The organism is Bacillus sp. 007/AIA-02/001, assembly GCF_004634455.1.
Taxonomy (GTDB): domain Bacteria; phylum Bacillota; class Bacilli; order Bacillales; family Bacillaceae_G; genus Bacillus_A; species Bacillus_A cereus.
The window spans coordinates 517,159-537,481 of sequence record NZ_SEIY01000001.1 but is presented as its reverse complement, the minus strand read 5'-3'; the positions used below and the strand labels follow the sequence as shown (position 1 = coordinate 537,481).

The following is a 20,323-nucleotide window of genomic DNA, read 5'->3' as shown; positions in this document are numbered from 1 at the left end:
AAATAAGAGATGGCTATCGCCACCTCTTATTTTTTATAATTCCACTCATTACTTTCATACTTTTCTTTCGCTAACGTTTGAACTTCATGTAACTGTTCTTCTGTTAATTCATATGGAACAAGTTCTACATCCAATCCTTTTTCAAAGCCAACTTCAAACGCTTTAATTAACTGTTCTATCGTAAATGTACGGTCTGTTAATTCATTAATTGCTACTGCTTTAGAAGAGAACATACTCTTCATACGTTCCTTCACACGTTCATTTGGGAATAAAAATAGATCATATAGTTCATCTAAATCAATTTCTAATGGAATCGATCCATGCTGTAAAATAACACCTTTTTGACGTGTTTGAGCACTACCAGCAATTTTTCGTCCTTCCACTACAATTTCATACCAAGATGGTGCATCAAAACATACGCCTGAACGTGGATTTTTTAAATTTTCACGATCTGCTTCTGTTTTTGGAACTGCATAATATGCTTCTAACCCTAATGCCTTAAAACCATCTAATAAACCTTGCGAAATAACACGATACGCTTCTGTAACTGTTTTCGGCATATTCGGATGATCTTCAGACACAATAACACTATACGTTAGCTCTTTGTCATGTAGTACACCCCTGCCGCCTGTTTGACGACGAACGAATCCATATTTCTTTTCGTTAACTACATCCATATTAATATCTTTTTCAACACGTTGAAAATACCCAACTGTTAATGTTGGTACTTCCCATTCATAAAAACGAATTGTTGGTGGCATTTTCTTTTCACTTTGCCAATTTAATAAACATTCATCTAACGCCATATTAAATGCCGGTGAACATTGACCAGAGTTAATATAACACCATTTTTCTTTTCCCATCCTGCACCTCATATAACCAATTATTTTTCACATTCTCTAGTCTACCAAATTCGACAAAATTTGTGAAAGAATACGAAATTTCTTCTTATATGCAAATGAATCTGTTGCATAAATACATAAGGGCATTATAATATTGAAAGTAGGATAAGAAAAAAGGGAGCGATAGAATCGTGTCAACAACTTGGATTATTTTATTAGCCGTAATCGTAGCATTTATCGGCTACACTGTATGGATGTACTTCTATCAGAAAAAATTAATTAAAACTCTTACAGAAGAAGAATTTCGCGCTGGCTACCGTAAAGCACAGCTTATCGATATTCGTGAAGCAGACGAATATAACGCAGGGCATATTTTAGGTGCACGTAACATTCCGTTATCACAAATTCGCCTTCGCCATAAAGAACTTCGTCAAGATCAACCTGTTTACTTATATTGCCAAAGCGGATTCCGTACAGGTCGTGCAGCGCAATACTTAAAAAAACAAGGCTACAAAGATTTCTACCAATTACAAGGTGGATTTAAATCTTGGACAGGCAAAATTAAAAAGAAATAATAACATACAAAAAACTAGCTGAATAAATCAGCTAGTTTTTTCATTTCATCTTATTCGCAATGTATAATAAATTCTGCTTGATTACCTTTTCATCGTTCTCTTCTACATTCCGATACAGCAGTTGATATTCAATTCCTTTCTCTTTCCATATAAGCGTAGCAAATTCGTCACCACGTTCATAATCATCTTTATTTTTAAAATAAGCAGACGTTCCATTATTCAGTTTCATTTGTTCTTGAAATCGCTTCTCTTCCACAAGATCCGGAAAACTATAAGGAAAGTTCGCGACATTTAACTCAATATACTCATTTCTACCTGACTCCTTCTGTTTATATTTAATCGTTAAGACAGTGTTCTTTTTCCCAAGCGTTCTTACTTCCCCCTTCACATCACTTGTAATGTCGTACGGTAAAAACGTTGGAACTTTAAACTTCACCGGAAAATATTTTGGAAGTTCCTTTAGCGGAATAGGATCCGTAACACGATCCATAGCTCCTCCTGTTGTTCCCACAAAGTGTTTTTCTTCTTGCATCGTTTGCTGAAACGAACACGAACTAAGCATGAAACTAGAAAACACGAAACAAATGATTCTTTTTTTCAATTTGTTTCCGCCCTTTCATACCGCTCTCTTAACGAACGAAGCGTTGATATTCTCTTCATATTCGCTTTGTCACCAAACTCCACCTTTGAAAACTTTCCACGTTATTCTCACACATTTTGACAACACTTTTTGCAAACAAAAAAGACCCCTATCATTCTTACGCCCAAGTGAAAAGGTTACGCGAATAAAAAGAAGTCTTATTAATACCATAGTTTGTGAAAAGCTTTTCAGGTCAAGATTTTTTCTTTCTTATTATTTTCCCTTTATAATAAGGGAAAGAGGTGATACATATGGCCAATATAAAACAAATTGCTAAAACTGCTGGTGTATCGATATCAACTGTTTCTCGTGTCCTGAATAATCACCCTTACGTAAAAGAAGAAAAGCGTAAGCGTGTTCTAGATGCTGTTGAAGAATTAAACTACGCAAAAAATATAAATGCTGTCCATTTAATAAGAGGGAAAACATATACAATTGGCGTTATGCTTCCTTTCATTAACCTCCCCTACTTCAGTACGATTATTGAAGGAATCGGAAACGAAGCGTTAGCTGCCGGATATCACATTAATTTATGTCAAACGAATTACGATAGCATTGAAGAAATTCGTGTTCTTGAAATGATGAAAATGAAACAATTTGATGGGATGATTATTTGCTCCCGAACGAGCTCTTGGGAACAAATCGAACCTTTTGCAAAATTTGCCCCTATTATTTCATGTGAAAAAATGAAGCATCCCCTCATTTCATCCATCTACGTAGATCATTATGAAGGTTTCCGTCTCGGTACTGCCTATTTACTAAGTAGAGGCCATGAAAAAATCGGAATTTGTTTAGCAAGAAAAACAAGTGTAAATTCCATGGAGCGCGAAAAAGCGTTCGCCGATACACTTCGTAACGAAGGGAAAACGTTGCATCCTGAATGGATTTTCCACCAATGCTATACAATGCAGGACGGAGCACAAATACTCCATCGTATTTTAAATATGAAAAATCGTCCAACTGCTATTTTCACAGCGAACGATCAAGTTGCAGCTGGTTTATTAACAGAGGCTCGAAAACATGGTATTCGAGTACCTGAAGACCTTGCTATCCTTGGATTTGATAATCATGAAATTTCAAAGGCATTAGAAATTTCCACAATTGAACATCCCGGTCTCGCAATGGGCTCACATGCTTTTTCTTTATTCCATAAGCAGATCCAAAGCGAGCAAATTGTCGGCAGTGCAAAAGAACTTTCATTCCATTTAATTGAGCGAGAGACTGTCTAAAAAGAGCGTTACCTATAACGCTCTTTTTCAGCTCTTCACCTATTGACATTATATTTTTCATCTCATATAATGAACCTAACGAACGGTAGGTAGGGGATGAAAATGACAGCAAACCGCATTAAAGCTGTAGCACTTTCTCATTTCGCACGCTACGGCTATGAAGGAACTTCATTGGCAAATATTGCTCAAGAAGTTGGGATTAAAAAACCATCGATTTACGCACACTTTAAAGGAAAAGAAGAGCTATATTTCATATGCTTAGAATCTGCTCTTCAAAAAGATTTGCAGAGCTTCACAGGCGATATCGAAAGCTTTTCCAATTCGTCCACTGAAGAATTGCTTTTAAAATTATTAAAAGGGTATGCAAAACGATTTGGTGAAAGTGAAGAATCAATGTTTTGGTTACGAACTTCTTATTTTCCGCCTGATGCATTTCGCGAACAAATTATTAATAAAGCAAATGTACACATTGAAAACGTCGGAAAACTTTTATTCCCTGTATTTAAAAGAGCAAGCGAACAAGATGAGCTGCATAACATTGAAGTAAAAGACGCCTTAGAGGCTTTTCTATGCTTACTCGACGGTCTTATGGTTGAACTATTATACGCAGGTTTAAATCGTTTTGAGACACGTTTAGACGCTTCTTGGAAAGTATTTTGGCGCGGACTTTCAAACTGACGGATTGCCCTTTGCAATGCGTCGTTTTTAAGCCCTTTACCTAACGACTGGTAGGAAGGAGAAATGACATATGGCATGGATTTATGTAATCATCGCTGGTATTATTGAAATCTTTTGGGTGATTGGACTAAAAAAAGCAGAGGCACCACTTGAATGGGCTGGTGTTGCTCTATTAATTACAATTAGTTTCGTCTTATTATTTAGAGCTTATAAAGATTTACCTGTCGGCACTGTATACGCAGTCTTTACAGGAATCGGAGCTGGTGGAATCGTTCTTACAGAGATTTTCATCTTCGGAGAACCTTTCTCTATCGTAAAAGTTTTATTAATCGGTTTAATCTTCTTCGGAGTAATTGGTTTAAAACGAGTAACAGAAGAAAAAGAAGCGAAGGAGGCCGCATAAAATGGCTTGGGTATTTTTAATTCTAGCTGGTATTTGTGAAATTATTGGTGTACTCTTTATGAAAGTAGCCACTGAAAAGAAAGGCTGGGCACCAAAAGTTATTTTAATCGCTAACTTCGGCGTAAGCTTCTTCTTCTTATCTCTTGCGATGAACACATTACCGATGGGAACTGCTTACGCAATTTGGACTGGAATCGGAACTGCTGGAAGTGCACTTCTAGGCATTCTCATTTTCCGAGAATCAGCGGATTGGCGTCGTCTTGCTTTCTTAAGCTGCATTTTATGCGGCGCTGTTGGCTTAAAACTATTAAGCTAACATGAGGTGAATGTCATGTGGAAAGAACAAGGAAAGAAAATATTAGCATGGATCACACTTTGTATCGTCATTCTATTACAAATAAGTTTTCATATAATAGAATCATTGTTTCATAAAGTATTATCCATTCTCACATTCCTTCCTAACATGACACTTGAAATTATATCGATTGTTTGGTCCATTATCGCCTCCATTGCAATCGTCATTATATGGAGTATCGCCAAACTATGGAATAAGTTATTTAAAAAGGACAGTACTTCTGAAAAAGAGTAACTGTCCTTTTTTATATTCATTCAGACTTTCTGTAGAAGTTAGATGTGATAAGACAAAACAGACCAATTATAACAATACTTATACCAATTCCTTTATGCAAATTAGGAAACGGTGATGGTATGTCTGAATAAAAATTTGATAACAAAAGACCTATTGCCAAAAATAATACTCCTATTTCAAATAACAATTTTCGTTTCCCCATTGTTCCCCCTCCAATTTTTTTCATACATTCCTTTCTTTTGGACATACTACCCAAAAAAAGGAGTGGATAATATGCAAAATTCTATACATAAGCAAATCCTATTTTTATTTTTCCTATTTCTTATTCTCATCATCGTTTTCAGCTTTATATTACATACTCCGAAAGATGTGCCAAATAGCGTTTCTTTTTATAAACTACTGCTCTCGTATTGTCGTTATTGAAGAAGGTGCCTTTTTGAAATTTCCCCAAGAAAAAAAGACCAACATTTTCCTGTTGGTCTTTCGTATATGTATCACTTTTCAAAGCGATCTAACATCTCGTCTCTCATTCCGAAACTTACTACTGCAATTCCTATATACATAAACAGAAGGAATGCCGGATGAACTGTGTTGTACCAGCTGCTGTCAACGATTAAGTAAATCGTTAATGCCACAACAAGAACAAACGCTAAGATAAACATATAAAAGTGTCTTGTACTACCCATGATAAACTCCTCTCTTCTCACTTCACCATTCAACAGTTTATTTTATCGAATAATTCGATATGACTCAAGGTTAACTTTCTGTTATGTAATCAAGTTCCACCTTTACAATGTCCTCACATGCTATTGAAATGATTGTTCCTTGTTTATCAATCGCCGTCACTTCTCTATTATCCATTACACGATTTGCTACTCTTTCTAACACTTTTCCTTGGTCTCGATAGCAAAATTCTTTTACATCTTTAATTGTTTCTCCATTTTCTAAATGGTATACCATTCTATAACATCGATATCCCAAAATTTCACCCCCGTCTTGTTCGTTTTTTCACATATACATAAAAATGAGTAATCTTTGCCTCATCACATCTTCTTAATTTCAATAAAATTCTAACAAAAATAAATACTTTTATCAAACCGACTTTTTCAACAAAACTACCTATAAAACTACACCTTTACACCATTAGGAAACAAAAAACATATTTTTTTAACATTTTCTTCACTATTTCTGCATAAAGTGAAACTTTAATCAGTGGGGATTTTTGTTCATTCCCACTGATTATTAGTTGAACCAATCGGGCATTTACGGACAGTTTATCTCCCACCTGGCTTCTTTGCACCAGCTAAGTTTTGAGTTGAGAGTTTACTGTCCGTTAATGCGGGACAAATTATCCATACAAAAAAAGAACCCGCCTCAGCGAGTTCTTCTTTTGTTATTTTAATCAAACTTGTACAGGAGCTGGCTTCGCATAACGTAAAACTGGTTTACGTGCAGCCATCGTTTCGTCTAAACGTTTAATGACTGTCGTATGCGGTGCTTCTTGTACAACTTCTGGATTTTCTTCTACTTCTTTAGCGATTTGAATCATCTTATCAATGAAACCATCTAATGTTTCTTTTGATTCTGTTTCTGTCGGCTCAATCATAATACATTCTTCCACATTTAATGGGAAGTAAATTGTTGGTGGATGATAACCGAAATCAAGCAGACGTTTTGCAATATCTAATGTACGTACACCAAGTTTCTTTTGACGACGACCTGATAATACAAATTCATGTTTACAATGTCTATCGAATGGAAGATCGTAGAATGGCGCTAATCTTCTCATCATATAGTTCGCATTTAATACAGCATACTCAGTTACTGCACGCAATCCATCTGGACCCATAGAGCGAATATACGTGTATGCACGAACGTTAATTCCGAAGTTACCATAGAATGGTTTCACACGACCAATTGCTTCTGGACGGTCGTAGTTGAAGTGATAACCATTTTCGGTTTTCTCTAAAATCGGTTTTGGTAAGTACGGAATTAAATCAGCTTTCACACCTACTGGACCAGAACCTGGGCCACCACCGCCGTGAGGACCTGTAAATGTTTTATGAAGGTTTAAATGCACAACGTCAAATCCCATATCTCCTGGGCGTGCTTGGCTTAATACCGCATTTAAGTTTGCACCATCATAGTATAATTTACCGCCTGCATTATGGACGATTTCTGCCATTTCTAAAATATTTTCTTCGAATAGACCTAATGTATTAGGATTTGTTAACATAAGTGCTGCTGTTTCTTCGTTTACAACACGTTTTAAGTCTTCTAAGTCAACAAGGCCATTTTCATTTGATTTTACTGTAATTGTTTCAAAACCAGCTACAGTTGCAGATGCTGGGTTCGTTCCGTGAGCAGAGTCAGGCACAATTACTTTCGTACGTTTAAAGTCACCATTCGCTTCATGGTATGCACGAATTAACATTAAACCTGTCCATTCTCCGTGTGCACCAGCTGCTGGTTGTAAAGTAACAGTATCCATACCTGTAATTTCAATTAAATGCTCTTGTAAGTCGTACATTAATTCCATTGCACCTTGTACTGTCTTTTCATCTTGCAACGGATGAATATTTGCAAATCCTGCGAAACGAGCTACACTCTCATTAATTTTCGGATTATATTTCATCGTACAAGATCCAAGTGGATAGAATCCAGAATCCACACCGTGGTTACGGTTTGAAAGTGCTGTATAGTGGCGCATAATATCAAGTTCAGATACTTCTGGTAGCTCTGCATCTTCTACTCGAATATAATCGCTCTCAAACACATCTTCTAGTTTCACTTCTTCTACATCTAATTTGGGTAAGCTATATCCTATGCGTCCTTCTTTACTCACTTCAAAGATAAGTGCTTGGTCTTGGTTCTTCATTGGATAGCCCCCATTTCGTTTACAAGTGTGTCAATTTCCTCTTTTGTACGAAGCTCAGTTACTGCTACAAGCATATGGTTTTCATGCTCTTTATAATCACGGCCTAGATCGTAACCACCGATAATATTCTTTTGTAATAATGCATCGTTTACTTCTTTCACTGGACGTTTGCAATCTACAACAAACTCATTGAAGAATGGTCCAGCAAATGTTACTGTGAAGCCTTTCGCTTCAAATTGACGTTTTGCATATTGTGCTTTAGAAATGTTTTGACGTGCCATTTCTTTCACACCTTGTTTGCCAAGTGCCGTCATTGCAACAGAAGCTGCTAGTGCATTTAACGCTTGGTTTGAACAAATGTTAGATGTCGCTTTATCACGACGAATATGCTGTTCACGTGCTTGTAACGTTAATACAAATCCACGTTTACCATCTGAATCTACAGTTTGTCCAACAAGACGTCCTGGAATTTTACGCATAAATGCTTTCGTTGTTGCAAAGTAACCACAGTGCGGTCCACCAAACTGCGTTGGAATACCGAATGGTTGTGCATCACCGATTACAATATCAGCACCAAATTTCCCTGGTGGTGTTAATGCGCCTAATGATAATGGATTTGAAGAAACGATAAATAATGATTTTTGTTGATGAACGATTTTTTCAATATCAGCTAATTTTTCAACTTGTCCGAAGAAGTTTGGATATTGAACGATTACACAAGCAACTGTATCATCTACTTCACTTTGTAATACGTCTAAATCTGTTACACCATCTTTATGATTAATTTCAACAACTTCAAGATTTTGACCTTTTGCATACGTTTCAAGTACTGCTCTTGATTCTGGATGAACCGCGCTAGATACAAGAATTTTCTTTTTGCGAGTATGGCCAGCTGCTAACATTGCCGCTTCAGCTAAAGCTGTCCCCCCGTCATACATAGAAGAGTTTGCTACATCCATTCCTGTTAATTCACAAATCATTGTTTGGAATTCAAAGATTGCTTGTAATTCCCCTTGTGAAATTTCCGGTTGGTATGGTGTGTAAGCTGTATAAAATTCTGAGCGAGAAATAACATGATCTACAATTACTGGAGCATAATGATCGTATACGCCTGCTCCTAAGAAAGAAGCGTATTCTTTTAAGTTAGCATTTTTACTAGCCATTTGAGATAGCTCTTTTAAAAGCTCTGGCTCTGATTTTGCTTCTTTAATTTTTAAATCCCCTTTAAAACGAACACTCTCTGGAATATCAGAGAATAATTCATCGATCGTTTGAACGCCGATCGTTTGTAACATTTCTTTTTTGTCTTCTTCTGTCATTGGAAGATAACGATGCAACATGAAATCTACCCCTCTCCCCGTTACTTTGAACGTTTGTAAAATGGTGTTGGAACAACTACTGCTTTGACGCGTTTATTACGAATTTCAATTTCTACTTCTGTATCAACTGCTGCGTATTTTACATCAATTAGTGCTAAACCAATGCTTTTCTTTAACGTTGGAGATTGTGTACCACTCGTTACTTCCCCAATTTTTTCTTCACCAATAAATACAGGGTAATGCGTACGAGGAATTCCACGTTCGATTACTTCGATGCCGACTAATTTACGAGGCGCACCGTTTTCTTTTTGCTCTTTTAACGTTGCTTTTCCAAAGAAGTCTGCTTCTTTATTTGTTTTTACCGCAAAGCCAATTCCAGCCTCAATCGGTGTAATATCTTTTGATAATTCTTGTCCATAAAGTGGTAATGTTGCTTCGAATCGAAGTGTATCACGAGCACCTAAACCACATGCTTTTAAGCCCTCTTCTGCTCCAACTTCAAGAAGTTTCTCCCAAAGTTTTGCAGCATCTTCACTCTTACAGTAAATTTCGAATCCATCTTCACCTGTGTAACCTGTACGAGATACAAGTGCTGGAATTCCATCTACAAGAATATCGTTTTTAAATTTAAAGAACTTAATTTCTTTCAAATCTTCTGACACAACTTTTTGTAAAATGCCTTCTGCTTTTGGTCCTTGAATTGCAAGCTGTGCAACTTCACTAGAAACATTGACTACTGTCGCATCGCCAATTACATGACTTGCTAACCATTCGTAATCTTTCTCGATATTTGATGCATTGATTACTAATAAATAGTCTTCTTCACCACGTTTGTAGATTAATAAATCATCTACTGTACCACCATTTTCGTAGCACATAGCTGTATATTGTGCGCCCCCTACCTTTAAGGTAGATACGTCATTTGTAACAACACGTTGTAAAAATGCTAAACTATCTACACCTTTTACTTCAACTTCTCCCATATGAGACACATCGAACAAACCTGCAGCTGTACGTACAGCTTCGTGTTCTTCTTTAATGCTTGAAAATTGAACTGGTAATTCCCAACCACCGAAGTCGATTGTTTTTCCACCATACTTCGCGTATACATCAAATAACGGTGTACGTTGTAATGTAATCATGCTCTCTCCCCCTTATGCTTTGACAAATCAATAAAAGTTGCTTCCCTTTTCTAAACATTTTCATTCTGAAAAGATAGGATATACGGAATCTCATTATATTTTTTTATGAAAGCGTAAATAAAAAATCACTTTCTTGGATAAAATACGAAAGATTCCACACATTTCACACCATTATCCTAACATCATTCGCTATATTTCATCAATATTCTAGCATAAAAAATAATTTAGAATTTTTTATGTTAAAACACAATAAATACAGCTTTTGAGATTTAATACTTTATTATTGTCTATCATATAGCCTTTAATAACGATAATTATGCCTTCTTTTAAGGCAAATCATCATACATTAAAAAATAATTACTTTAGTTTATAAAAGGTGGGAGAGTTGTAATGAATGTCGATATTTCCGTAGATCGGACATGGCAAAACAATTTTTTAAATAGAATTGACGAAGATGGTCCTTGGACAAACTGGGATTTATATCACTTAGCTTATGAAACAGAAAAATCGTTACTTGTTCCTACTTTTGATGGACTACAAGCACCGAAACATTTATCCCATTTCACACCGCTTCCGCATCAATTAGAAGTCGCTCAAAATGTGATTGAACAAATGAACGGTAAAGCGATTCTAGCAGATGAAGTAGGCCTTGGAAAAACAATCGAAGCTGGACTTATTTTGAAAGAATACATGGTCCGCGGGCTTGTGAAAAAGGTACTTATACTTGTCCCAGCTTCTCTCGTATCACAATGGGCATACGAACTGAATACAAAGTTTTTCATTCCCGCTGTAGCACAAAAGAAAAGCTACTCATGGGAACAAGCTGACGTAATCGTATCATCAATTGATACTGCGAAACGTTCACCACATCGCGATATCGTGTTGAACTTGGAATATGACCTTATTATTATCGATGAAGCACATAAACTGAAAAATAATAAAACAAAAAACTATGAATTTGCACAACGATTAAAAAAGAAGTTTTGTTTATTACTAACCGCTACTCCTGTTCAAAATAAGATTGATGAAATTTTTAACCTTGTTTCTTTATTAAAACCAGGACATTTAGGCAATCAATCCAACTTTGAAGAATATTACGCTTCCAAAAATCGCTCAGCCGAATCAGATGAAGACTTAAAAGCTCTCATTAATAAAGTAATGGTGCGAAATAGACGACATAATACCGGTATCGATTGGCCGAAGAGACATGTACGTACAATTTTTGTTGAGTTTAATGAACAAGAACAAGCTCTATATAATGATATCGAAAATTGGCGAGGACAAGACGCCTTCACATCTGCTTTCTCATCGTTAACTTTAAAACGGGAAGCGTGTAGTAGTCGTGAGGCTGTTTACTATTCATTGAAAAAGCATGTAGAAAAAAAACAGAAAGAAAACGAACATTATATAAAAGATCCACATATCGATGTGCTAATGGACAAAATTAATCATATTCCTTTCAACTCAAAAGCAAATAAAGCTCTTGAGCTTATAAAAGAAATTGACGATAAAGTCGTTATCTTCACAGAATATCGAGCGTCACAAATGTACTTACAATGGTTTTTACAACAACACGGTATTTCTTCCGTTCCATTCCGCGGCGGGTTTAAACGCGGGAAGAAAGATTGGATGAAGGAGCTTTTCCAAAACCACGCACAAGTATTAATTGCAACTGAAGCTGGTGGTGAAGGGATTAACTTACAGTTTTGTAGCCATATGATCAATTATGATTTGCCATGGAATCCAATGCGTCTTGAGCAAAGAATCGGACGTATTCACCGTCTCGGTCAAAAAAATGATGTTCATATTTATAACTTAGCTACAAAGCATACTGTTGAAGAACATATTCTGAAACTGTTATATGAAAAAATCAACTTATTCGAGCGTGTTATTGGTGAACTCGATGAAATTTTAACGAGAATTAATATGAAAAACATCGACGCGCACATTCAAGAAATTTTCGCGCAATCAAAGAGCGAAGGTGAAATTAGAATTAAGATGGAAAACTTAACATCTATTATCGACTTTGCGAAACGAAATGAAGCTGAGGTGCAAGGCTATGCAGCAACATGAAATTCATAATTACTTATACAATTTCTTTGAGGCGAATAACTGTGAAATTTTAGAACGTTCTCCTCATTTATTAGATGTACAGTTAACAATTGAGATGGATAAATTATTAATGAATCGCCCTTTTTATTGGCACTATCTTGAGAAAACAGGAGGCGTACCGAATCCGATGCGCCTTACTCTTATTACAAATCCAGAAAATGAAGAAAATGATGGTGAGCTTATTCACTACGGTTCACCACGTCTACATCAAATTTTCCAAACGACAAAAGAATTAGGCTCATACATACGTTTATATGAGGATGTAAGACATAATGGGTCAACACATACACCGCTCCACCCTTGGCTCGGTATTAATATAAAAGTTTCCTATCAATGTGATCGAAAAAAAGACATCCTTCACTCGATTGGTATTCATCTCATTTCTGGAACAATGATGGCAAACTTTCATGAAACATTAACAAACATTAAACTTACACCAAAAATACCTGATTTTTGTTTTACGCTCTCGCCCATCATTAAACCTCAAAGTGGTTTACAACGCATAGAAGACGCTTTAAAAAATATAATTGCAGAAGATGACCATACGTGGGCAAAAGAAGCAAGAGTGCGTTGGAATCATGATTTAGACCTTTTAAACCGTTTTTATGAAGAAAGTGACGAACTTCCTGAGAGCTATGAAATTGAAAAACAAGCTCTGCAAGAACAGTATGAACCACGTATTACAGTGCAAATTATTAACGGTGGACTCTTTTATGTTACCGCGAATCATTTTCTATCGAAATAAAGCTCCTTCTGCTTTAGAAGGAGCTTTATTTCGAGTTATTCTCTATCCTCATTACGCTCTTGTTGTTTTTGCTTTGCCATGCGTTTTTGATACGCACGATCCTTCGCGCTCACATGATTTGCATCAGTTGGAAGATTTTCTTTCGAACGTCCAATTCCATTGCTCATCTTTCCCACTCCTTTTTACGTTTTTCAGAATACATGTTTATTTTCAGCTAGAGTTACAATCCTTATACAAAAAAATAAGAGCAGCCATTGGCCACTCTTACTCGCTCACATATTTTTGAAACATATCATGGATGCCTTTATTTACTAGGTTCGAGATCTGCTCGTCAGATTTATTCGGATAACGATCACGCAATCTGATAGATGCCTTCACCATTAAATTTTCTAATACAGAACGGCCACCTTCTCCATAAATAATTTCAGCATATTTAACAAGCCTTCCATCCTCTACTGTTGCTGGATTATGATTGAAGAAAAATTTACTCATTGTCTCCACCTCTCTATTTTGATAACGTTTACATTTATATAGATTATTTATGTTATTTATTTCACAATATTGTATGCATGTATATTTAATTAGTTTCATTATAAAGCAACATATCGATAGTAAATATGTGATTTTCCGTCCATTTTGTGAACAAATTAAAAATGAAAGCGTTTCCTTTATTATATACTAAAAAAACTTACTACGCTAGGGGCAATTTTTTTCAATCTACTCTCCCCTCGAAAATTGATATATTTTTTCTTTTCCCATTAAACCTTATACAATTTTCAGAAATTATATTATAAAATATATGTATGACTTAAGGAGGCTTTGTATGAATCAAAATAAAAAAGCTATATTAGATCTTGTCTTTTATCTCGTAATCCCATTCCTCATTTGGAAATTTGCAAAACCTTATATCGATCCTTATTACGCGATGTTACTTTCCTCTGTTCCGGGGATTATTTATACACTGTATACCTTTAAAAAAGAAAAACAGTTTAACGTGACAGGGTTCTTTATTTTAATTACACTCATTTCTAATACAACGGTAGATTTATTATCTGGGTCAGCTGAACGAATGTTGTGGAATGATGCATATTATCACATCGTACTCGGTATTATCGTCATATGTACAATTTTTATAAAGAAACCACTTATGTTATATTTCGCTGCGGATATTGCCGCACTGCAAGGCCATGACCGTGATAAAAGTCGTGAGCTTTATCGTGATAGTCGTATTTATCCAGCACTACAATATTTAACGCTATTTTTCGGTCTACAATTCATATTAAAAAGCTTCTTAAAAATTTATTTCATCTCTGTTTTCGGTGTAGATGGCTATGGTGAAATGAGAGCGATTATGACCGCTGTTGGATGGGGCATTTCCATTTGTATCGGAATTGGATTTGTTTGGGTAAATAATAAAATACATGCCGTTACGGAAGAACAAGAATCCGTGCAGTAAATAAAAATCCCCTAGTGTAATACGACACTAGGGGATTTTTGGTTTGTTAAACATATGACTAAAATTTAACTTGATTTTTTTCTTTTACTTTTTACATTTCGGTAAAACAAAGCAGCACTCAGCGGCATAACACCAAACCACTTATTCATAAATGGCTCTTTTTCAGCACGGCGTTGTTCTTTCTTTTGTTTTCGATCTTCTTTTGGAGCATCCATATACGACACAAACTGCTGCGTCACAAAGCGAACATAATCATTAGTAGACATATTATCATCACCTCTACTTGATTAGTATGTCCACTTTTTTATACATTAATCTTTTCCTTTAATTCATTCATAATTTGCTTTACAGACTTATTTGTCGTATCGATATGAATATGAGCCTCTTCATAATAAGCTCGGCGTGATTCAAATTTCTTTACGAATGCATCTATATCTTTCTTTTGAAATAGTGGACGTGTCGTATCTTCACGAAGCCTTTCTGCAATTACATGCGGATCACAATATAAATACACGACAGTTCCGTTCTCTTTCATCCACTTGCGATTTTCCGCTCGTTCAATAATTCCCCCACCAGTTGTAATAATAACATTATGGACTGGTAGCGCACGTAACATTTCGCTTTCATATTCCCGAAAAGCCATTTCGCCTTCTTCGGCAAAAATTTTTCGAATTGCCTTCTCTTGCTTCTCTTCGATTTTTTGATCAGTATCTACAACATCCATTTGAAGTTCTTTACTTAACGCTTTTCCAATTGTTGTTTTCCCTGCTCCCATGTAGCCGGTTATGTATATAGATTTCATTTCTTGTCCTCTCAATCGTCATTTATTAATTGTTATTATAACGAAAGATGCTACTTTGTTTAATAAAAAAACGTTTTGTTCTTATACTATGAAGAACAAAACGTAACACTCGCTTTTACTTATAAGTGCCTCTTCTCACCCACTGCGTTGCAATCCATTTCTCGCCTTTCGTTACAGGTGCCCCTCCGTGTAACGTAAGCTCGTTTAATGATTGATCTTGATAAAAATACTCAAAGTATACTGCCATTCCCTTTCTAGGGTGTACAGAAAGATTTAATTTTGGGAAGTACGTTTCTCCGCCTTCTTCTACATCATTTAAATACATTACAAGCGTACTAATACGATTGTTAGCAGCTGATCTACTATGTTCCGCAAAATAATCATAGTGTGCTTTATATTGTTGATCCACTTCATAATTTAAAATGTGCAATCCTTCACCATGCGACGCAGGAACATTCATGATAGATGAAATTCGTTTTTCAATCTTTGAAGTAAGTTCATTGTCTTCCAAAAATGCACCGCTACTTGTTCGAATATCATTTACATCACGTGCTGAACCAACTTTAGAACGTTTCATTTTATTTTTAGACATTTCAATTAATTCATCACACTCTTCATCACTTAGTACATTTGCTAATACGACAATAAGAGGTTCTTCGAATTTTGAAATAATGTGTATTTCTCTATCTTCTGTCATAATCGTATTTCCTTTATGATCAAAAATAGTTTGTTCCTTATTTTCACCTATTTGATTGTTGTTTGTCATTTCCCTATTCTCCCTAAAAATAATGATTGGATAGCATGAATATATCATATTCTTTCTACCTTTCTCTTTTTTGAGAAAATTTAAACTTTTAATCATTATATTTATCCATTTCTTCTAAAAAATCAATTCAATTTACAATAGGAAATCCTGGTTTATCTATATATATATTTTACATATTATCCTTCTATCCAATCGACTATTTTCCCATCCTTTTTTCTATACCGAAAACTCACCGTATAGAAAGCTTCCTGTTTGAGTGTACACTGCAAAGCAACGAGAATTAAATCATTTTCAAAGACATAATTTCCACTCGCTTCTCCCTTTTCATACTGAAAGAAAAATGTACCTTCTTTTTCTTTTTGCTGTAAGTCTTTTTTTATATCTGTAATAGATCGGTTAAGTAATTCATCCAATAAAAATTTTTGTTCTATTCCTATATAAAAATTTTTATCTGTAAACAACATATTTGTTTCGTATATAAAAAAAGAAGTTAATAAAATAAGAAAGATAATCGTTCCAGGCATTGTAAATCCCTTTTGCTTTCTCATACGTTTATTCCTATTTCGCTATATCGCATAACTACACCTTCATATATTTTCCCACTAGTATCTTTCACATTTATAATGAGTACATGAGGTGTTAGTTTGTAAGAAACCGTTCCAATATTTTGTAAAACAACTTCCCTCCCGCGCCTATTTACCTTTCTTATAAGACGACTATTCTCTTTTTCATACGATACTTCACTCCCATTACGCGATCGGAATTGTAAAATACTTTCTCCATTTTCAAATGCTAGCTGTTCTCCAGATGATACTTCACGAAACTCCAATTGCATTTGCCCTAAATACACATCCCACTCCCAATCATTTAACCCTTTCGACTGTTTATTTTCCATTTCAATGAAATGTAGGCGGGGAAAGAGCAAAAAAAATATTGATAATAGAAACAGACATACAATCATTTCTATTAATGAAAAACCAAATTCTAATTTATTTTTTCTCCTACATAAAAGCATTGTTCCATCATTCTGTCTTTCACATCTTTCCACATGGTACAAACTTCATTGCCTCCCCAATATGTGTAATACACAATTCCATTTATATTCTTTTCTATTATTCGCTTTTCTTCATTTCCATACATATATATAGCTGCTTCTTTTTTTAATAATCCAGTTGCCTTATAACGAATTTGTATATTTTTTCTTTCTTGCATAACTAATACTGTTTGCGGTAGTAGTAACGATACAGCCATCATTAAAACACTTAACGATACAATCATTTCAGCCATTATGGATCCTTTTTGACATTTCACGATACGTAAATCTCCCTCTTCCAAGCTGAAATACAATTTCATATTTATAATTTCTATACGAAATTATAATCGTACCACCTCTATTAATATTTCCACTTGGGTTATATGTCATCGGATTTGGAAACGTATGCAAATCAATTTGTATATCTTCTTCATACTCTCGCTTGACGATATAATACTTTGTACCTGACTCTTTTATAGCATACATATTTCTATCTTTATGCCAACGTAATGTGTAGTGCTTTTGATGGTTTATCGCTAATTGCTGCATATACAAAATATCATTTGAAAACTGTCTCAAAAATTGTTCAACTTTTTGTCGCTCGTATAAGGAATGAACACTAAAATACGTAACTATACTTAATACAGAAATAACAAATAAAACGAGTAACATTTCTAAAAAAGTAAACCCTTGTTGTTTCACAATGCCCTAATTGATACTGTGCCATCATCTGATATATGAATAGATTCGCCATTCGGACACTTATCAGTTGTAATATACTTTTCATCTGCCAGTTCTTTTAACGATGGAATTTTATTATGTTGTAATTGATATACTTGTATTTGTGCTTCTATAGATTTCACGTAAGCTGCACACCCTTTTCCTTGGACCGATGAACGCTGTGTAACTACATTTGGAATAATTAATAGTAATAATATAGTTATGACAACCATTACTAATAGCATCTCTAACAGAGTAAATCCTTCCTCATTCTGCATACAAATGCCCCCTAAATAGAATTCATCATTTGAAACATCGGCATAATCATCGCTAAATACATAAGGACAACGATTCCTCCAATACATGTAAATAAAATAGGCTGAATGATAACTAACATATGTTTAATTTTTCGTTCCATCTTTTCCATAATAAGATCGCTATAGTCACCTAATTCAATCCCTAAATTGCCATTTGCTTGTCCATGCGTAATAACATAAGAAAGTTCTTTCTCGTAATACCCACTTTTAGCAATGATAGATTGTAACTGTTCTCCTCCAATTAATTGTCTTTCAATCCGATTCGCTTCATATTGAAAGAACGGATGATATCTTTGCTCCATCATTATTGTTAAAGCTTCGCATACTGATAGTCCACCATTTAATAAACCACTCAACTGAGTAGCAAAATAATGTGAATGCTTTAAAATAAGAAATGTTTTGATGAGAGGAATACGAAGCATGATTTTTACCTGTCTAATATGTGGAAGTTTCCTAAAATACAACATGTATAAACTACATCCAATAATAACAGTTAAAATAGCGGTTAAAATAATGTATGGTAGCAGTTTTATTGCACTTAAAATGTGTTCTGTAAGTAGTGGTGTATTAGAACCGAACGAACTATAAACCATTTCAACCTGAGGTAATAAAATGAGGTTAAAAATAAAAAGCATGATTAGTAGAAAAAACATCAAGAACATAGGATACTGCATTATTTTCATCATGTCTCTCCTATACTTATCTTTCTTATAAAGAAGTACACTTCCTTGTTGCAAAGCAAAAGAAATATCACCATGTTGCTCGGCATAAAATAGATAACTTAACATGTCCTGATGAAACTTTAACTGATGAAAAGAATCGTGTAGACTTTTCCCATCTTTTAATCCCTCAATCATGCGCTGCAATTGTACTTTCTTTTCTACAGGTAATTGAAACTGTAAAAATTCTAATGCTTGTAAAAGAGAGTAGCCTTTTTCTAATAATTCTCCTAAACGTTTCAACAATACTACTTGATCACTTAAACTCCAAGTTTTCTTAAACATAAACATCTTCTTCTAAAAAACCTAAAGCATATCCTTTTCGTATTGATGATTCTAAAGTCTCATGTTTGTAAGTAACACATTCTCCATCTGCTTCTTTAAGTGCTTGTTTTAACTCATATCCATATAGCAGCTCATAAATGCTTGCTTGCCTTACTTGCCTCATTGATTTACATAAAGTTGAGCACTTTCCTCTGCAAAACGGACACTTCAATTCGACAAGTCGCTGTGCAGCTACAGCCAATAAAGACTGTTCAATCTCTTGCCTCGTTATACCATAATCCATGAAACGAATGATTGCTCCTTTCGCATCATTCGTATGCAGCGTTGTCATTACTAAATGTCCTGTCAAACTTGCTCTTATAGCTATTTTTGCTGTTTCCTCATCCCGGATTTCACCGACTAAAATAATATCTGGATCATGACGTAAAATAGCCTTTAATCCTGTTTCATATGTGAGACCCGCTTTTTCATTTATTTGAATTTGTAATACATCGTCACTTCTTTTTTCAACCGGATCTTCAAGTGTAATGATGCGACGTGTTTTCTTTTTTCTAATTACTTCTAATAATGCATACATTGTCGTCGTCTTCCCAGATCCAGTCGGTCCAGTAAACACGAGTAGCCCCTGTGAATAGCGTAAAAACGAGAGTAGTTTTGCTGCCGTACTTGGAAATAACGAAAGATGTGATAAGGGCTGAACAGATGCTTGTAAATGAAGGCGAATAACGAGACTTTCTTGATATACTGTTGGAAGTGTTGAAAGGCGTAAATACACTTCTTGTCCATCAATTTGCAAATACAGCGAACCATTCTGTGGCTTCCGTTTCTCTCCTATGTCCATAGATGCTAAAAATTTGAAATGTGAGACAAGTTTTTCTCCAAACTCCTTTTCAATACACTGGCTCGTCATTAAATCTTTTCCTATACGTAGTTGCACCGCTACATCCTTCTGCCGGGGCACAATATGTAAATCTGACGCTTGTACCCTACACGCTTCTTTTAAAATTGTATTCGCGAAAATTTCAATCCCATTCATCACTTTTCCCTCCTCACTATGTATATAGCATGAAAAC

The 20,323-nt window shown here is 35.1% G+C and carries 30 protein-coding genes; 10 read left to right on the top strand and 20 right to left on the bottom strand.

What is annotated here, in order from left to right; all coding sequences use genetic code 11:
• Positions 1 to 26 precede the first annotated feature (26 nt).
• Complete coding sequence (locus ES895_RS02880; RefSeq protein WP_000514081.1) at positions 27 to 863, bottom strand: lipoate--protein ligase family protein; 837 nt, start codon at positions 861 to 863, stop codon at positions 27 to 29.
• Positions 864 to 1,033: 170 nt separating this feature from the next.
• Between ES895_RS02880 and ES895_RS02875 the strand changes: the two genes are divergently transcribed.
• Entirely contained in the window at positions 1,034 to 1,417 is a 384-nt protein-coding gene (locus ES895_RS02875) for a rhodanese-like domain-containing protein (RefSeq protein WP_000108653.1), read from the top strand.
• Between the two features lie 40 nt (positions 1,418 to 1,457).
• Here ES895_RS02875 and ES895_RS02870 read toward each other — a convergent pair whose 3' ends face one another.
• Positions 1,458 to 1,994 carry a hypothetical protein gene (locus ES895_RS02870; RefSeq protein WP_025966335.1) on the bottom strand — a complete coding sequence of 179 codons (537 nt, stop codon included), beginning with the start codon at positions 1,992 to 1,994 and terminating at the stop codon, positions 1,458 to 1,460.
• Between the two features lie 314 nt (positions 1,995 to 2,308).
• On the opposite strand from ES895_RS02870, the gene ES895_RS02865 reads away from it, so the two are divergent.
• The 5 genes from ES895_RS02865 to ES895_RS02845 all read left to right on the top strand — a co-directional run bounded on the left by ES895_RS02865 (position 2,309) and on the right by ES895_RS02845 (position 4,956).
• Positions 2,309 to 3,286: a LacI family DNA-binding transcriptional regulator gene (locus ES895_RS02865; RefSeq protein WP_001273982.1), complete on the top strand. Its 978-nt coding sequence runs from the start codon at positions 2,309 to 2,311 to the stop codon at positions 3,284 to 3,286.
• A gap of 96 nt (positions 3,287 to 3,382) precedes the next feature.
• Positions 3,383 to 3,964 carry a TetR/AcrR family transcriptional regulator gene (locus ES895_RS02860; protein WP_002005730.1) on the top strand — a complete coding sequence of 194 codons (582 nt, stop codon included), beginning with the start codon at positions 3,383 to 3,385 and terminating at the stop codon, positions 3,962 to 3,964.
• A gap of 70 nt (positions 3,965 to 4,034) precedes the next feature.
• On the top strand, positions 4,035 to 4,367 hold the full coding sequence (locus ES895_RS02855; protein WP_000312339.1) for a DMT family transporter: 333 nt from the start codon (positions 4,035 to 4,037) through the stop codon (positions 4,365 to 4,367).
• Position 4,368: 1 nt separating this feature from the next.
• Positions 4,369 to 4,683, top strand: coding sequence for a DMT family transporter (locus ES895_RS02850; protein ID WP_000312623.1), 315 nt, complete (start codon positions 4,369 to 4,371; stop codon positions 4,681 to 4,683).
• A 15-nt stretch (positions 4,684 to 4,698) separates the two neighbouring features.
• Entirely contained in the window at positions 4,699 to 4,956 is a 258-nt protein-coding gene (locus ES895_RS02845; protein WP_000265427.1) for a DUF3975 family protein, read from the top strand.
• 16 nt (positions 4,957 to 4,972) lie between these two features.
• On the opposite strand, the gene ES895_RS02840 is transcribed toward ES895_RS02845, so the two are convergent.
• From ES895_RS02840 to gcvT, 6 genes are all read right to left on the bottom strand, one after another.
• A complete protein-coding gene (locus ES895_RS02840; RefSeq protein ID WP_135238155.1) occupies positions 4,973 to 5,158 on the bottom strand; it encodes a hypothetical protein in 186 nt (61 codons plus the stop codon).
• 292 nt (positions 5,159 to 5,450) lie between these two features.
• Entirely contained in the window at positions 5,451 to 5,642 is a 192-nt protein-coding gene (locus ES895_RS02830) for a hypothetical protein (protein WP_000535933.1), read from the bottom strand.
• A 70-nt stretch (positions 5,643 to 5,712) separates the two neighbouring features.
• Complete coding sequence (locus ES895_RS02825) at positions 5,713 to 5,916, bottom strand: DUF3929 family protein (RefSeq protein ID WP_000262496.1); 204 nt, start codon at positions 5,914 to 5,916, stop codon at positions 5,713 to 5,715.
• 442 nt (positions 5,917 to 6,358) lie between these two features.
• Positions 6,359 to 7,834 carry an aminomethyl-transferring glycine dehydrogenase subunit 2 gene (gene gcvPB / locus ES895_RS02815; RefSeq protein WP_135238154.1) on the bottom strand — a complete coding sequence of 492 codons (1,476 nt, stop codon included), beginning with the start codon at positions 7,832 to 7,834 and terminating at the stop codon, positions 6,359 to 6,361.
• Positions 7,831 to 9,174 (bottom strand): aminomethyl-transferring glycine dehydrogenase subunit 1, encoded by a 1,344-nt coding sequence (gene gcvPA / locus ES895_RS02810; protein ID WP_000903240.1) that lies wholly within the window; start codon positions 9,172 to 9,174, stop codon positions 7,831 to 7,833. Before gcvPA ends, gcvPB begins: the two co-directional genes overlap by 4 nt.
• Before the next feature lie 20 nt (positions 9,175 to 9,194).
• Positions 9,195 to 10,295 (bottom strand): glycine cleavage system aminomethyltransferase GcvT, encoded by a 1,101-nt coding sequence (gcvT, locus tag ES895_RS02805; protein WP_000631769.1) that lies wholly within the window; start codon positions 10,293 to 10,295, stop codon positions 9,195 to 9,197.
• Positions 10,296 to 10,685: 390 nt separating this feature from the next.
• Between gcvT and ES895_RS02800 the strand changes: the two genes are divergently transcribed.
• Both ES895_RS02800 and ES895_RS02795 read left to right on the top strand, forming a co-directional pair.
• Positions 10,686 to 12,368, top strand: a complete 1,683-nt coding sequence (locus tag ES895_RS02800) for a DEAD/DEAH box helicase (RefSeq protein WP_001100036.1) — start codon at positions 10,686 to 10,688, stop codon at positions 12,366 to 12,368.
• On the top strand, positions 12,355 to 13,152 hold the full coding sequence (locus tag ES895_RS02795) for a YqhG family protein (protein WP_001183966.1): 798 nt from the start codon (positions 12,355 to 12,357) through the stop codon (positions 13,150 to 13,152). The genes ES895_RS02800 and ES895_RS02795 overlap by 14 nt, the downstream gene beginning before the upstream one ends.
• Before the next feature lie 35 nt (positions 13,153 to 13,187).
• On the opposite strand, the gene ES895_RS29955 is transcribed toward ES895_RS02795, so the two are convergent.
• Both ES895_RS29955 and ES895_RS02790 read right to left on the bottom strand, forming a co-directional pair.
• The gene (locus tag ES895_RS29955; protein ID WP_000064668.1) at positions 13,188 to 13,319 is read right to left on the bottom strand and encodes a hypothetical protein; all 132 of its coding nucleotides are present in this window, start codon (positions 13,317 to 13,319) and stop codon (positions 13,188 to 13,190) included.
• Positions 13,320 to 13,416: 97 nt separating this feature from the next.
• Positions 13,417 to 13,644, bottom strand: coding sequence for a hypothetical protein (locus ES895_RS02790; RefSeq protein ID WP_000032702.1), 228 nt, complete (start codon positions 13,642 to 13,644; stop codon positions 13,417 to 13,419).
• A 73-nt stretch (positions 13,645 to 13,717) separates the two neighbouring features.
• On the opposite strand from ES895_RS02790, the gene ES895_RS02785 reads away from it, so the two are divergent.
• Both ES895_RS02785 and ES895_RS02780 read left to right on the top strand, forming a co-directional pair.
• A complete protein-coding gene (locus ES895_RS02785; RefSeq protein WP_001987222.1) occupies positions 13,718 to 13,834 on the top strand; it encodes a hypothetical protein in 117 nt (38 codons plus the stop codon).
• A 141-nt stretch (positions 13,835 to 13,975) separates the two neighbouring features.
• Positions 13,976 to 14,608 (top strand): VC0807 family protein, encoded by a 633-nt coding sequence (locus tag ES895_RS02780; protein WP_001073111.1) that lies wholly within the window; start codon positions 13,976 to 13,978, stop codon positions 14,606 to 14,608.
• A gap of 65 nt (positions 14,609 to 14,673) precedes the next feature.
• On the opposite strand, the gene ES895_RS02775 is transcribed toward ES895_RS02780, so the two are convergent.
• The 10 genes from ES895_RS02775 to comGA all read right to left on the bottom strand — a co-directional run bounded on the left by ES895_RS02775 (position 14,674) and on the right by comGA (position 20,286).
• Positions 14,674 to 14,874, bottom strand: a complete 201-nt coding sequence (locus ES895_RS02775; RefSeq protein WP_000106083.1) for a YqzE family protein — start codon at positions 14,872 to 14,874, stop codon at positions 14,674 to 14,676.
• Positions 14,875 to 14,912: 38 nt separating this feature from the next.
• Complete coding sequence (locus ES895_RS02770; protein ID WP_000836650.1) at positions 14,913 to 15,410, bottom strand: shikimate kinase; 498 nt, start codon at positions 15,408 to 15,410, stop codon at positions 14,913 to 14,915.
• Positions 15,411 to 15,525: 115 nt separating this feature from the next.
• A complete protein-coding gene (locus tag ES895_RS02765) occupies positions 15,526 to 16,176 on the bottom strand; it encodes a 2OG-Fe(II) oxygenase (protein ID WP_000183862.1) in 651 nt (216 codons plus the stop codon).
• A gap of 176 nt (positions 16,177 to 16,352) precedes the next feature.
• Positions 16,353 to 16,724, bottom strand: a complete 372-nt coding sequence (gene comGG / locus ES895_RS02760) for a competence type IV pilus minor pilin ComGG (RefSeq protein WP_001231273.1) — start codon at positions 16,722 to 16,724, stop codon at positions 16,353 to 16,355.
• A complete protein-coding gene (comGF, locus tag ES895_RS02755; protein ID WP_000923099.1) occupies positions 16,721 to 17,191 on the bottom strand; it encodes a competence type IV pilus minor pilin ComGF in 471 nt (156 codons plus the stop codon). The genes comGG and comGF overlap by 4 nt, the downstream gene beginning before the upstream one ends.
• A complete protein-coding gene (locus ES895_RS02750) occupies positions 17,161 to 17,463 on the bottom strand; it encodes a hypothetical protein (protein ID WP_000829473.1) in 303 nt (100 codons plus the stop codon). The genes comGF and ES895_RS02750 overlap by 31 nt, the downstream gene beginning before the upstream one ends.
• A complete protein-coding gene (comGD, locus tag ES895_RS02745; protein ID WP_000813142.1) occupies positions 17,456 to 17,911 on the bottom strand; it encodes a competence type IV pilus minor pilin ComGD in 456 nt (151 codons plus the stop codon). Before comGD ends, ES895_RS02750 begins: the two co-directional genes overlap by 8 nt.
• On the bottom strand, positions 17,908 to 18,207 hold the full coding sequence (comGC, locus tag ES895_RS02740; protein ID WP_001178686.1) for a competence type IV pilus major pilin ComGC: 300 nt from the start codon (positions 18,205 to 18,207) through the stop codon (positions 17,908 to 17,910). The genes comGD and comGC overlap by 4 nt, the downstream gene beginning before the upstream one ends.
• 11 nt (positions 18,208 to 18,218) lie before the next feature.
• Positions 18,219 to 19,250 carry a competence type IV pilus assembly protein ComGB gene (comGB, locus tag ES895_RS02735; RefSeq protein ID WP_000475192.1) on the bottom strand — a complete coding sequence of 344 codons (1,032 nt, stop codon included), beginning with the start codon at positions 19,248 to 19,250 and terminating at the stop codon, positions 18,219 to 18,221.
• Positions 19,243 to 20,286, bottom strand: a complete 1,044-nt coding sequence (gene comGA, locus ES895_RS02730; protein WP_001013186.1) for a competence type IV pilus ATPase ComGA — start codon at positions 20,284 to 20,286, stop codon at positions 19,243 to 19,245. The genes comGB and comGA overlap by 8 nt, the downstream gene beginning before the upstream one ends.
• Between the last annotated feature and the right edge of the window lie 37 nt (positions 20,287 to 20,323).

Bases quoted from the DNA above. Each gene is read 5' to 3' on its own strand.
- ES895_RS02880 (WP_000514081.1), bottom strand. From the start codon at position 863: ATGGGAAAAGAAAAATGGTGTTATATTAACTCTGGTCAATGTTCACCG.
- ES895_RS02865 (WP_001273982.1), top strand. From the start codon at position 2,309: ATGGCCAATATAAAACAAATTGCTAAAACTGCTGGTGTATCGATATCA.
- ES895_RS02860 (WP_002005730.1), top strand. From the start codon at position 3,383: ATGAAAATGACAGCAAACCGCATTAAAGCTGTAGCACTTTCTCATTTC.
- ES895_RS02855 (WP_000312339.1), top strand. From the start codon at position 4,035: ATGGCATGGATTTATGTAATCATCGCTGGTATTATTGAAATCTTTTGG.
- ES895_RS02850 (WP_000312623.1), top strand. From the start codon at position 4,369: ATGGCTTGGGTATTTTTAATTCTAGCTGGTATTTGTGAAATTATTGGT.
- ES895_RS02845 (WP_000265427.1), top strand. From the start codon at position 4,699: ATGTGGAAAGAACAAGGAAAGAAAATATTAGCATGGATCACACTTTGT.
- ES895_RS02840 (WP_135238155.1), bottom strand. From the start codon at position 5,158: ATGGGGAAACGAAAATTGTTATTTGAAATAGGAGTATTATTTTTGGCA.
- ES895_RS02830 (WP_000535933.1), bottom strand. From the start codon at position 5,642: ATGGGTAGTACAAGACACTTTTATATGTTTATCTTAGCGTTTGTTCTT.
- ES895_RS02825 (WP_000262496.1), bottom strand. From the start codon at position 5,916: ATGGTATACCATTTAGAAAATGGAGAAACAATTAAAGATGTAAAAGAA.
- gcvPB (WP_135238154.1), bottom strand. From the start codon at position 7,834: ATGAAGAACCAAGACCAAGCACTTATCTTTGAAGTGAGTAAAGAAGGA.
- gcvPA (WP_000903240.1), bottom strand. From the start codon at position 9,174: ATGTTGCATCGTTATCTTCCAATGACAGAAGAAGACAAAAAAGAAATG.
- gcvT (WP_000631769.1), bottom strand. From the start codon at position 10,295: ATGATTACATTACAACGTACACCGTTATTTGATGTATACGCGAAGTAT.
- ES895_RS02800 (WP_001100036.1), top strand. From the start codon at position 10,686: ATGAATGTCGATATTTCCGTAGATCGGACATGGCAAAACAATTTTTTA.
- ES895_RS02795 (WP_001183966.1), top strand. From the start codon at position 12,355: ATGCAGCAACATGAAATTCATAATTACTTATACAATTTCTTTGAGGCG.
- ES895_RS29955 (WP_000064668.1), bottom strand. From the start codon at position 13,319: ATGAGCAATGGAATTGGACGTTCGAAAGAAAATCTTCCAACTGATGCA.
- ES895_RS02790 (WP_000032702.1), bottom strand. From the start codon at position 13,644: ATGAGTAAATTTTTCTTCAATCATAATCCAGCAACAGTAGAGGATGGA.
- ES895_RS02785 (WP_001987222.1), top strand. From the start codon at position 13,718: ATGCATGTATATTTAATTAGTTTCATTATAAAGCAACATATCGATAGT.
- ES895_RS02780 (WP_001073111.1), top strand. From the start codon at position 13,976: ATGAATCAAAATAAAAAAGCTATATTAGATCTTGTCTTTTATCTCGTA.
- ES895_RS02775 (WP_000106083.1), bottom strand. From the start codon at position 14,874: ATGTCTACTAATGATTATGTTCGCTTTGTGACGCAGCAGTTTGTGTCG.
- ES895_RS02770 (WP_000836650.1), bottom strand. From the start codon at position 15,410: ATGAAATCTATATACATAACCGGCTACATGGGAGCAGGGAAAACAACA.
- ES895_RS02765 (WP_000183862.1), bottom strand. From the start codon at position 16,176: ATGACAAACAACAATCAAATAGGTGAAAATAAGGAACAAACTATTTTT.
- comGG (WP_001231273.1), bottom strand. From the start codon at position 16,724: ATGAGAAAGCAAAAGGGATTTACAATGCCTGGAACGATTATCTTTCTT.
- comGF (WP_000923099.1), bottom strand. From the start codon at position 17,191: ATGCTTTTATGTAGGAGAAAAAATAAATTAGAATTTGGTTTTTCATTA.
- ES895_RS02750 (WP_000829473.1), bottom strand. From the start codon at position 17,463: ATGGCTGAAATGATTGTATCGTTAAGTGTTTTAATGATGGCTGTATCG.
- comGC (WP_001178686.1), bottom strand. From the start codon at position 18,207: ATGCAGAATGAGGAAGGATTTACTCTGTTAGAGATGCTATTAGTAATG.
- comGB (WP_000475192.1), bottom strand. From the start codon at position 19,250: ATGTTTAAGAAAACTTGGAGTTTAAGTGATCAAGTAGTATTGTTGAAA.
- comGA (WP_001013186.1), bottom strand. From the start codon at position 20,286: ATGAATGGGATTGAAATTTTCGCGAATACAATTTTAAAAGAAGCGTGT.